Annotated in this window: 9 protein-coding genes and 1 tRNA gene; 6 read left to right on the top strand and 4 right to left on the bottom strand. The window is 73.2% G+C overall.

Features of this window, described 5'->3' with window-relative positions; genetic code table 11:
• The first annotated feature begins 21 nt into the window (after positions 1–21).
• The 3 genes from ACIBTU_RS10520 (at position 22) to ACIBTU_RS10510 (ending at position 1,167) form a co-directional block, all read left to right on the top strand.
• Positions 22–378, top strand: a complete 357-nt coding sequence (locus ACIBTU_RS10520) for a hypothetical protein (RefSeq protein ID WP_399125602.1) — start codon at positions 22–24, stop codon at positions 376–378.
• Between the two features lie 122 nt (positions 379–500).
• Entirely contained in the window at positions 501–1,103 is a 603-nt protein-coding gene (locus tag ACIBTU_RS10515; RefSeq protein WP_399125601.1) for a bifunctional DNA primase/polymerase, read from the top strand.
• Positions 1,094–1,167: transfer RNA gene (locus tag ACIBTU_RS10510), tRNA-Lys, on the top strand. Before ACIBTU_RS10515 ends, ACIBTU_RS10510 begins: the two co-directional genes overlap by 10 nt.
• Before the next feature lie 208 nt (positions 1,168–1,375).
• Here ACIBTU_RS10510 and ACIBTU_RS10505 read toward each other — a convergent pair.
• Positions 1,376–2,632 (bottom strand): M6 family metalloprotease domain-containing protein, encoded by a 1,257-nt coding sequence (locus ACIBTU_RS10505; protein WP_399125600.1) that lies wholly within the window; start codon positions 2,630–2,632, stop codon positions 1,376–1,378.
• 336 nt (positions 2,633–2,968) lie between these two features.
• Between ACIBTU_RS10505 and ACIBTU_RS10500 the strand changes: the two genes are divergently transcribed.
• Positions 2,969–4,849, top strand: coding sequence for a putative bifunctional diguanylate cyclase/phosphodiesterase (locus tag ACIBTU_RS10500; RefSeq protein ID WP_399125599.1), 1,881 nt, complete (start codon positions 2,969–2,971; stop codon positions 4,847–4,849).
• A 28-nt stretch (positions 4,850–4,877) separates the two neighbouring features.
• On the opposite strand, the gene ACIBTU_RS10495 is transcribed toward ACIBTU_RS10500, so the two are convergent.
• The 3 genes from ACIBTU_RS10495 to ACIBTU_RS10485 all read right to left on the bottom strand — a co-directional run bounded on the left by ACIBTU_RS10495 (position 4,878) and on the right by ACIBTU_RS10485 (position 7,778).
• The gene (locus tag ACIBTU_RS10495; protein WP_399125597.1) at positions 4,878–5,981 is read right to left on the bottom strand and encodes an LLM class flavin-dependent oxidoreductase; all 1,104 of its coding nucleotides are present in this window, start codon (positions 5,979–5,981) and stop codon (positions 4,878–4,880) included.
• A gap of 262 nt (positions 5,982–6,243) precedes the next feature.
• On the bottom strand, positions 6,244–6,975 hold the full coding sequence (locus ACIBTU_RS10490) for a decarboxylase (RefSeq protein ID WP_399125596.1): 732 nt from the start codon (positions 6,973–6,975) through the stop codon (positions 6,244–6,246).
• Entirely contained in the window at positions 6,972–7,778 is an 807-nt protein-coding gene (locus ACIBTU_RS10485; protein WP_399125595.1) for an aspartate/glutamate racemase family protein, read from the bottom strand. The genes ACIBTU_RS10490 and ACIBTU_RS10485 overlap by 4 nt, the downstream gene beginning before the upstream one ends.
• A 271-nt stretch (positions 7,779–8,049) precedes the next feature.
• Here ACIBTU_RS10485 and ACIBTU_RS10480 point away from each other — a divergent pair, with 271 nt between their 5' ends.
• Both ACIBTU_RS10480 and ACIBTU_RS10475 read left to right on the top strand, forming a co-directional pair.
• A complete protein-coding gene (locus ACIBTU_RS10480; RefSeq protein WP_399125594.1) occupies positions 8,050–9,027 on the top strand; it encodes a D-2-hydroxyacid dehydrogenase in 978 nt (325 codons plus the stop codon).
• Positions 9,028–9,056: 29 nt separating this feature from the next.
• On the top strand, positions 9,057–10,454 hold the full coding sequence (locus tag ACIBTU_RS10475; protein WP_399125593.1) for an amidase: 1,398 nt from the start codon (positions 9,057–9,059) through the stop codon (positions 10,452–10,454).
• Positions 10,455–10,621 lie beyond the last annotated feature (167 nt).

Here is a 10,621-nt window from a genome sequence, read left to right as displayed (position 1 = left end):
CCGGAAGCAAGGAGGACCACCATGGCGGAGCCCGAGCGGCCCCGTAGCCCGCAGCCACGGTTGCGGCCCGCCCCGCTGATCTTCGAGCCCGCGGAGGCCACCGCGGACCCGGAGCACTTCTTCGACCTGGAGTCCATCGCGGACCCCCGCGAGCTGCTCGGCCGGGCGACCGAGCTGACCCATGCCTTCCGCGCGGCGGCGGACCGGTCCATGGAGTTCCAGGCGATCGCGGCCGCGCAGCTCGCCGATCCGCGCCGGTTCGACCGGCTGACCACGGCGGACATCGCGGAGCGCGCGGAGTGGACCGAGGACTATGCGAAGAAGATGGTCGAGTTCGGCCGTGACCTGCTGCGCGGTGCCCGGGACGCCACCGACTGACCCGTCCGTAATGACCTTGTGGCATATGCCGAGGGGGCAAGATACTCCGCCCCGCCCCCTCCTGTCCTGAATTCCCGCAACTCTCGGGAAGCGGGCTCTCACAGCCCGTAGATGTAGAGGACATGAGCACCGCACACCCGCACCTCGTGCCGCCGGCCACCGCGTTCCCGGACCACCTCGACGCCTCGGGGCTCACCCCTGAAGGCGCCGCGTGGCTCGCCTCGGCGGGGACGTATCCGCGTTCGACGCTGGCCGACTGGGAGTCCCGCCCCGACGCCCCCGTGGTGCTGCCCTGCGGCTCCGTCTTCGACGTGGTGAACGTGCCGGCGATCTTCGGCCGGCGGATGCTGGACCGGTTGTGGGACCAGGGGCCCGGTTCGGGGCCGGTCGCCGCGCACCGGGGGCGCATGCTCCTCTTCACGGCGCCCGGTACGGCTCAGCGGCTGCCGTCGCTGCTGGAGTGGGAGGAGTGGGGTCCCGCGGTGCCGCCGCTGCTGTGTCACGGACCCGGCGACGCGGTGACCGTGCCCGCGCCACTGTCGCCCGCGGCGCCGCACGCGCGGTCCCGCTGGGTGGTGGCTCCGGACACGCGTCGTCCCTGGTTGCCGGGGCCCGAGGTGCTGCTCTGGGCGTGCGTCCGGGCGGCCCGGGCGACGGTGCGCATATCGATTTCTCGGTCCGCCGATCGCGATGCTAATGTCTACGACGTCAGCCGGCGCCATTAGCTCAGTTGGTTAGAGCAGCGGACTCTTAATCCGCGTGTCCGGGGTTCGAGTCCCTGATGGCGCACCGACAGCAAGGCCCCTCGCAGCAGCGGGGGGCCTTCGCTTTTGGCTCTGGGTCTGCCCGGCGTGGCACCCCGGCCGGGGGTCCGGGGGTTGCCCCCGGGGGATGCAGCATCCGCGTGTCCGGGGTTCGAGTCCCTGATGGCGCACCGACAGCAAGGCCCCTCGCAGCAGCGGGGGGCCTTCGCTTTTGGCCTGGCACCGGGGTGTCGTCAGCCCGTCGTGATCTTCAGGTTCCAGGAGCCTGAGGGAGTGCGGTCCTCCGCTTCGATGCGGATGTGTTCGCCGGGGACGGTGAAGCTCTCGCCCACCTCCAGGGGGGCGTCCGCCAGGGGCGGGTAGACGGATTCGCCGTAGCAGGCACCCGTGCGCGGGTGCGCGTCGAGGACCTGGACCGGACCCTCGCCGGAGGTGGAGTCGCTGCGGACCCGGTAGACGAGGATGCCCCGCGTGCAGGTGCCGGTGTCGTTGCCCGTGCCTCCGCGCGCCTCGACGGCGATCGCACTGGACGGCCCGGTACGGACGACGGCGAGCTTCGTCCCGTCCCCCGTGCCGAACGCCGCGCCCCGCGCATCCGGCCCGGTGCTCAGCGGTTCCAGGGTGAGCCGCGTCGGCCCGGTCCGGCTGACGCAGCGGACCTGCCCCGGGTCCAGCCACCCCAGCTTCCACTTGTGCCAGCCGAACAGGTCCGGCGCGAGCCCGAACTGGCTGCCCATGACGTCCCAGTCCCCCACGTACGTGTCCCAGTCCCCCTTGCCGTCGGAGGGCCGGTGGTAGAGGTCGGGGAGGTCGAAGACGTGCCCGGTCTCGTGGGCGAGGACGTTGCGGTCCGGCGGGTGCCGTTCGAAGACCGTGACGACGCGCTGGATGTCCGTGCCGTCGGCCCGCATCGGCCGGTCAAAGTTGACGACCTTCGTGGCGTCCGAGTCGACCCCGGGCGCGTCCGGGTCGGCGACGAAATAGACGACGTCGTACTTGCTGAAGTCGGTCTCGGGGTCGGCGGCGGCGAGCGCGTCGCGCAGGTAGTCGCTGCGGTGCGCCGCGCTCCAGTCCCGCTTTATGGCGTACGAGGTCGAGGCGTGCGGCATCTGGATCCAGCGGGTCTGCGGATGCGGCACGAGTACGAAGCGCCCGTAGGAGGCCTGCTCGAAGAACCGGGTGGTGGCCGGGAAGTGGTCGGCGGCCAGTTCCTGCGGGCTGGTCTGCGGCGGCGCGTCGGGGAAGGAGAGGAAGACCATCACGGCGTCGAGCCGCTTGCCGGGGCGCGGATACGCCTCGTTCCACGTGTCGAGGCCCTCGGAGTGGTGGGCGGCGGTGCGCTCCAGGGCGCAGGGGCCGCCGTAGGGGGCGGCGGACGCGGGGCCCGCGACCAGACCTGTGGCGGCCAGGGCGGTGAGAGCGGTGAGCGCCGCCGCGACAGCGCGCGGCCGGGGCTTCTCCACTCCCCCGGGTGGCTGCGGACGCGGCAAGTCGACCTCCGGGTGGGGAAAGCGGGACACCCCACCCAGACTGTGGGTGTTTGTAGTACTGCGCCCTCTTTATCTGGCCCGGACGAGTGACGGGGTGACACGCCGGGCGGTCACAGAACGTCACAGCCGGTCGGGCAGCGCACGGACCTCGGCACGACCACGACCCACCTTGAGCAGAAACGATCTGGCGCGGGGTCACCCGGCAGGCGTACGGCGGTCCGCGGGCCTGCGCAGGCTGGATGGGCCGTCCGGCCTCCCTCTATGATCGGCACACTTTCTGCCGGGACCCGGCCGCACCAGATCACGCATCCAGACGACGCACAGCGGGAGCGAGCGGTGAGCGCACAGCCAGAAGGGCCCACGACCGCGACGGAAACCTGCCCGCCCGGCCCGCGCCCCGGCCACACCCTCACGGAGAGTGCCGAGCGGACGCGGGAAGCACAGGCCGCGCAGGAAGCACAGGCGGCACAGGAGGCCCCGGAGGCGCAGGCCAGGAACCCGCTGCGGTCCGCGTTCCTCGCCTCGCCGCTGGCGATGGTCGTCGTCGACCCGGCGGGCCGGATCGTGGCGGCCAACACGGCGGCCCGCGTCCTGCTCGACGGGGCCGACCGCGACGCGCTGACCGGCCGGGACGCCGCGGAGCTGCTCGACCTCGGTTCGGACCCGCGCACCTGGAGCGCGTACCGCGAGGTGCTGCGCGGCCGGCAGGCCCGGCTGACCCGCACCCGCCGGCTCAAGCACGCCTCGGGGCACTCGGTGTGGGCGCAGATCACGGTCGGCCCCGTGCCGGGCACCGAGACCACGCTGATCTCGCTCACCGACATCAGCGCCCGCCGCGAACTCGCGGCGCGGCTGCGGCACTTGGAGATGCACGACCCGGTGACCCGGCTGCCCAACCGGGCGCTGTTCTTCGAGCGGGTCACGGCCGCGCTGGAGGCGGGCGCGTACGAGGGGACGGGCGCGACCGGGCGGGTGGGCCTGTGCTATCTCGACCTCGACGGGTTCAAGGCGGTCAACGACACGCTCGGCCACCACGTCGGCGACCGGCTGCTGGCCGCGGTCGCCGACCGGCTCACGCGCTGTGCGGCGCTGGCCGCCACGGCGACCGGGACGCCGCTGGTGGCCCGGCTCGGCGGTGACGAGTTCGCGCTGCTCGTGGAGGACTCGACCGGCACCGAGCAGCTCGCGGATCTGGCGGAGTCGGTGCTCGCCGCGCTCCAGGAGCCGTTCGACCTGTCGGGGCAGCGGCTGTCGGTGTCGGCCTCGATCGGGGTCGTGGAGCGGCATGTCGCGGGGACCACGACGACGGGTCTGATGCAGGCCGCGGACACGACGCTGTACTGGGCGAAGGCGGACGGCAAGGCGCGCTGGACCCTGTTCGACCCGGAGCGCAACGCGCACCGGATGACAAGGCAAGCGCTCTCCTCGGGGCTGCGGCCCGCGGTGGAGCGCGGGGAGTTCGTGCTCGAGTACCAGCCGCTGGTGCGGATGGCCGACGGCGGACTGTCCGGGGTGGAGGCGCTGGTGCGCTGGCGGCACCCGCAGTTCGGCCTGCTCACGCCGAATCGGTTCATCGGTCTGGCCGAGGAGGACGGGTCGATCGTGCAGCTGGGGCGGTGGGTGCTGCGGACCGCCTGCCGGCAGGCGCGGGCCTGGCAGGTGGCGCATCCGGAGGCCGAACCGGTCGTCGTGAGCGTGAACGTGGCGGTGCGTCAGGTCTGGGACTCGGATCTCGTGGCCGACGTGGCGCAGATCCTGAGGGAGACACAACTCCCGCCGAGTCTGCTCCAGTTGGAGCTGACCGAGTCGGCCGTGATGGGGTCGGCGGGGCGGCCGTTGCAGGCGCTCCAGGCGCTCAGTGACATGGGGGTCGCGATCGCCATCGACGACTTCGGCACCGGGTACTCGAACCTCGCCTATCTGAGCCGGCTGCCGGTGTCGGTGCTGAAGCTCGACGGATCGTTCGTGCGCGGCTTCCAGGACGGCGGCGGTCACGGTGGCGCGGCGGCGTCCGACCCGGCCGACGCGATGATCGTCGAGGCGCTGGTGCAGCTGGCCCACCGGCTCGGGCTCTCCGTGATCGCGGAGTGCGTCGAGACGTCGGAGCAGGCGGAGCGGCTGCGCCGGATCGGGTGCGACACGGGGCAGGGCTGGCTGTACTCGCGGGCGGTCGCCGCGGAGGGGATCTCCGCGCTGCTGGCCGGGAGCGCCGCCTAGGCAGGCTCCCGACCGGCAGGGGCGGGCATCAGGCTCCGGTGCCCGGGAGTCCGTAGGCGTCGGCGATGAGTTCGTACGAGCGCAGGCGGACGTCTCCGCTGTGGGCGTTGGCCGTCAGCATGAGTTCGTCGGCGCCGGTGCGCTTCTGAAGGTCGTCGAGTCCGGAGCGGACCTCGTCGGGGGTGCCGTGGATGACGTTCGCGTTCCAGGTGCGGATGAAGTCGCGCTCCATCTCGTTGAACGCGTACGCCTCCGCCTCCTCCGGGGTGGGGACCAGGCCGGGGCGGCCGGTGCGCAGCCGGACCATGTTCAGGGCCGCGGCCATCACCTGGCGGCGGGCCTCGGTGCCGTCGTCGTCGGTGGCGAGCGCGGAGACGCCGATGAGGGCGTACGGCTCGTCGAGGACGGCGGAGGGCCGGAACGAGGCGCGGTAGAGGTCCAGGGCCGGGATCGTGTTCTGCGCGGAGAAGTGGTGCGCGAAGGCGAACGGCAGGCCGAGGCTGCCGGCCAGGCGGGCGCTGAAGCCGGAGGAGCCGAGCAGCCAGACCGGCGGGCGGTGCGGGTCCTGGACGCCGCCGGGGGACGTGGCCTGGACCGGGCCGGGGACGGCGTGGATCTTGGCGTACGGGTGCCCGTCGGGGAAGTCGTCGTCGAGGAAGCGGAGCAGCTCGGCGAGCTGCTGCGGGAAGTCGTCGGCGCCTTCGTTCAGCCGGTCGCTGCGGCGCAGGGCGGCGGCGGTGGCGCCGTCGGTGCCCGGGGCGCGGCCGAGGCCGAGGTCGACTCGGCCCGGGGCCATCGCCTCCAGCGTGCCGAACTGCTCCGCGATGACCAGCGGGGCGTGGTTGGGAAGCATGACGCCGCCGGAGCCGAGGCGGATGCGGTCCGTGTGGGCGGCCAGGTGGGCCAGGATCACGGCGGGGCTGCTGGAGGCGACGCCGGGCATGGAGTGGTGCTCGGCGACCCAGTAGCGGTGGAAGCCGCGGCGCTCCGCGAGGCGGGCGATGTCGACGCTCGTGCGGAGGGCGTCGGTGGCGGTGCGGCCCGCGCCGACCGTCACCAGGTCCAGGACCGAGAGGGGGGTGGGGGCGGTGCCGGTGGCTGCGCCGCGGATGTCGTCTGGGGTGGGCGGCACGGATCCTCCTGCTACGGGTGCCTGTACTCAACGCCCGCTTTAACGGAGGCGGTCTCCGGTTTATTCCCCGGTTCTCCGGCTGCGGCCCGGTGGGGGCTGGTCGCGCAGTTCCCCGCGCCCCTGAAATGCAGACCCTTCGGGTCGCATTTCCCCGATCAAGGCGCGGGGCGCCTTTCATCTGGGGAAGGCGCGGCGAAGCCGCATGCCTTTCAGGGGCGCGGGGAACTGCGCGATCAGCCCCCACCGGCCCGCGGACGAAGGTCTACGCCTGGATCAGCGGCGCCTTCTTGAAGAGGGCCCCCAAGGACGGAGCGTTCACTCGGCGGTCGGCCAGGCGGAGGGCCTCCCAGACGGTGACCTGGTTGGCGGTGAGGACCGGCTTGTCGAGGTCCCGTTCCAGGGCGGCGATGTGGGACGCCGTATGGAGTGCCGTGTCCGGGAGGAGGATCGCCTCCGCCTCGGGGTGGTCGCCCGCGCGGGCCATGGCCAGGACCTCGTCCCAGCCCCACGTGCCGACCTCCGCCGCGGTGATGATCCCGCTCCCCCGCACGGAGAGCACCTCCGCCCCGGACGCCGTGAGGAACTCCGCGAAGTACGCGGCGACGTCCTCCGGGTACGTCGCCGCGACCGCGACCCGCCGCACCCCGAGCTCCCGCAGCGCGTACGCGAAGGCGAAGGACGTGCTGGACGCGGGCAGCCCCGCTGCCCGCGCGAGCCCCCGCACCTGCTCGTGCGCCCCCTCCCAGCCGAAGACGAAGCTCGCGGACGTGCACGCCCAGACCACCGCCTCCGCCCCGGCGAGCCGCAGCTCCTCGACCCCCGCCGCGAGCCGCTCGGGCGCCCCCATCCGCAGCAGCGCGTCGACCCGGTGCGCGTCCTCGCCGATGTCGGTGTGCACGACGGGCAGCCGTACGTCGCTGTCGATCAGCATCTCGATGCGCGGGTAGTCGTCCTCGGCGGAGTGTCCGGGGTAGAGGAATCCGAGCGCCGTCATGCGAAGCCGCCTTCCTGTTGTCCTTCGGGCAGTTGCCGGTCCTGTTCGGGCAGGGGCCACTGGCGGCGCGCGGCCGGGTCGAGCAGCGCCTGATAGGGGCCTACCGCGCGGGTGCCGAGCCGTTTCAGCGCGGACCACATCGTGACCTGGTTGGCGGAGATCACCGGCATCCGCAGTTCGGCCTCCAGCTGCGGGATGACGTCGTACGTGGGCAGGTTCGTGCAGCTGATGAACAGGGCGTCGGTCCCCGGGCCCACCGCCTCCCGCGCCATCGCCGCGACGTCCCGGTACGGGACCTTCCAGATGTGCCGGGTCAGTCCGAGATAGGCCCGCCCGGTGACGGTCGTACCGGCCTCGCCGAGAAACGCCTCCAGGGACTCGGTCACCGACGCCGTGTACGGGGTGACCAGGGCGACGCGCCGGGCGCCGAGCTCGGCGAGCGCTTCGAGCAGCGCGCCCGAGGTGGTCACCGAGGGGAGCTCGCCGGCCCGGCGCATGGCCTCGCACATCGCCCGCTCACCGGCGATGCCGCCGACGAAACTGCCCGAGGTGCAGGCGTACGCCACGACCTCCGGCTCGGCCGCCGCCAGGGCCCGTACCGCCTCGTCGAGCGTCTCGTGCTCGCTGACCAGGCGGGCCAGGTCGAGGCTGACCTCGACCGGCACGAACGGCGTACGGGTGAGGTGGAGGGAGATCTCGTCGGGCACCCAGCGCCACAGCTCGCGGTCGAGGGCGAAGTCGAAGGGCGCGACGACGCCCACGCCGCGTTGCGGCTGCGGTCCCCCCAGGAATGAGACGTCCATGAGCTGGCCCCACATTCAGCTGTCGTGATGCGTGATGGATGCCGGGTGCCGGAATGTGCCGGGGTGTTCCCGGGTGGTGCTGAGGCCGGCGGACCGCCGGGACGTCGGAGCGGTGGAGAGGGCGGGTATCCGCTTACGGAGTACCCCTGTTGACGACGTTAGATTCAGGTGCCAGCGTGGTCAATCCGCCCAAGTCAGGCGGATGCCCGAAGCCCGCAGAATCTGTTTCCCGGGGGACCCGGGGAACCGTCCTCCAGGAAGCGGAACCTCGTTGCGCAACGATCTCCGGACCCCGACCGTGCTGGTCCTGGACGCCCCGTCACCGGCCCCGGCGCCCCGTCTCGGCAGCCTCACGGGGCGGGCCCGGGTGGAGCACGCCCGGGACGCCGACGAGCTGCGCGAGCGGCTGCCCGACGCCGATGTGCTGCTCGTCTGGGACTTCCTCTCGGACGCCGTACGGGAGGCCTGGCCGGCCGCCGCGCCCGGAGCCCGGCCCGGCTGGGTGCACACCGCGAGCGCGGGCGTGGACCGGCTGATGTTCCCCGAGCTGGTCGATTCGGACACCGTGCTGACGAACGCCCGGGGCGTCTTCGACCGGCCGATCGCCGAGTACGTCGCCGCGCTGGTCCTGGCGATGGCCAAGGACCTCCCCCGCACCCTCGCGCTCCAGGCGGAGCGGACCTGGCGGCACCGGGAGTCGCAGCGGGTCGCGCGGACGCGGGCCTGTGTCGTCGGCTCGGGGCCGATCGGGCGCGCGATCGTGAAGCAGCTGAAGGCGATCGGGATGATCACGGCGCTGGTGGGGCGGGAGGCGCGGGCCGGGGTCCACGGGCAGGACGAGCTGGACCGGCTGCTCGCTCGGGCCGACTGGGTGGTGTGCGCGGCGCCGCTGACGGACGCGACGCGCGGCATGTTCGACGCCCGGCGCTTCGGGGTGATGCAGCCTTCGGCGCGGTTCATCAACGTGGGGCGCGGTCAGCTCGTCGTCGAGGACGAGCTGCTGGACGCGCTGAACAAGCGGTGGATCTCGGGCGCCGCGCTCGACGTCTTCGAGCACGAGCCGCTGCCGCCGGACAGCCCCCTGTGGACGACCCCCGGGCTGATCGTGTCCCCGCACATGAGCGGGGACACGGTGGGCTGGCGGGACGAACTGGGTGCCCAGTTCGTCGAGTTGTACGAGGCGTGGGCCGCCGGCCGGCCGCTGACGAATGTAGTCGACAAGAAACGTGGGTATGTCCCCGGGAACTGATCGCTGACTGTGTCGCTGCTGGAGGGTGGATGACGACCGTGCTCACCGGACTGACCGCGCAGGAACTCGTCGACGGCTACCGCAAGGGCGAGTTCGGCCCGGTCGACGCCACCCGGGCGGTCCTCGCCCGGATCGAGGAGACCCAGCCCGCGCTGAACGCGTTCACGCGGGTCGACGCCGAGGGCGCCCTCGCGGCGGCGGAGGCGAGCGCGCAGCGGTGGCGGCGCGGGGAGCCACAGGGGCTGGTGGACGGGGTGCCGGTAACGGTCAAGGACATCCTGCTGCAGCGCGGGGTGCCGACGCTGCGCGGGTCGCGGACCGTGCGGGCCGAGGGGCGCTGGGACGAGGACGCGCCGTCGGTGGCCCGGCTGCGGGAGCACGGGGCCGTCTTCGTGGGCCGGACGACGACCCCCGAGTTCGGCTGGAAGGGCGTCACCGACTCGCCGCTGACGGGCGTCACGCGCAATCCGTACGACACCTCGCGCACCGCCGGCGGGTCCAGCGGCGGCAGCGCGGCGGCGGTCGCGATCGGCGCGGGGCCGCTGTCGCTCGGCACGGACGGCGGGGGGTCGGTGCGGATCCCGGCCTCGTTCTGCGGGATCTTCGGGCTGAAGCCGACGTACGGGCGGGTGCCGCTGTATCCGGCCTCGGCGTTCGGGACGCTGTCGCACGTCGGGCCGATGACGCGGGACGCGGCGGACGCGGCGCTGATGATGGACGTGATCTCGGGGCCCGATCCGCGGGACTGGTCGGGGCTCGGGCCGGTCGCGGGGAGCTTCCGGGACGGGCTCGAGGACGGCGTGCGCGGGCTGCGGGTGGCGTTCTCGCCGTCGCTGGGCGGGCAGGTCGCGGTGCGGCCGGAGGTGGCGGCGGCGGTGCGGGGCGCGGTGACGCGGCTGGCCGGGCTCGGGGCGTACGTGGAGGAGGTCGACCCGGACTTCACGGATCCGGTCGAGGCGTTCCATGTGCTGTGGTTCAGCGGGGCGGCCCGGGTGGTGCAGCAACTGTCGCCCGCGCAGCGGGAGTTGCTGGATCCGGGACTCAAGGAGGTGTGTGCGCGGGGGGCCCGGTACAGCGCGCTGGAGTATCTGGCGGCGGTCGACGCGCGGATGGCGCTCGGGCGGCGGATGGGGGCGTTCCACTCCACGTACGACCTGTTGGTGACGCCGACGATGCCGCTGACCGCGTTCGAGGCGGGGGTGGAGGTTCCCCGGGGTTCGGGTCTTCGGCACTGGACGGGCTGGACGCCCTTCACGTATCCGTTCAACCTGACGCAGCAGCCGGCGGCGACCGTGCCCGTGGGGCGCGACGCGGAGGGCCTCCCCATCGGCCTCCAACTCGTGGCGGCCCGCCACGCCGACACCCTGGTCCTACGGGCGGCCCACGCGCTGTATGCCTCGGGGGCGGCGGGGGTCAGCGGGCCTTAGGTTCTGCCGGGGGGCCGACTGGCCGGCCCCTGGGGCACGTGGAGCGTGTCTTCCAGGGGCGCGGGGAACTGCGCGACCAGCCACGACGGCGACGCACCCGGCGACCACGGTCGCCCCTACGGCGGCGCTGGAGCGGGCGACCGCTGAAGTGCTGTCCGAGGCCGGGC

The organism is Streptomyces sp. NPDC050145, from assembly GCF_044460245.1.
Classification (GTDB): Bacteria; Actinomycetota; Actinomycetes; order Streptomycetales; family Streptomycetaceae; genus Streptomyces.
This window is presented reverse-complemented; position numbering and strand designations above follow the sequence as displayed.

Bases quoted from the DNA above. Each gene is read 5' to 3' on its own strand.
- ACIBTU_RS10490 (WP_399125596.1), bottom strand. From the start codon at position 6,975: ATGACGGCGCTCGGATTCCTCTACCCCGGACACTCCGCCGAGGACGAC.
- ACIBTU_RS10515 (WP_399125601.1), top strand. From the start codon at position 501: ATGAGCACCGCACACCCGCACCTCGTGCCGCCGGCCACCGCGTTCCCG.
- ACIBTU_RS10520 (WP_399125602.1), top strand. From the start codon at position 22: ATGGCGGAGCCCGAGCGGCCCCGTAGCCCGCAGCCACGGTTGCGGCCC.
- ACIBTU_RS10485 (WP_399125595.1), bottom strand. From the start codon at position 7,778: ATGGACGTCTCATTCCTGGGGGGACCGCAGCCGCAACGCGGCGTGGGC.
- ACIBTU_RS10475 (WP_399125593.1), top strand. From the start codon at position 9,057: ATGACGACCGTGCTCACCGGACTGACCGCGCAGGAACTCGTCGACGGC.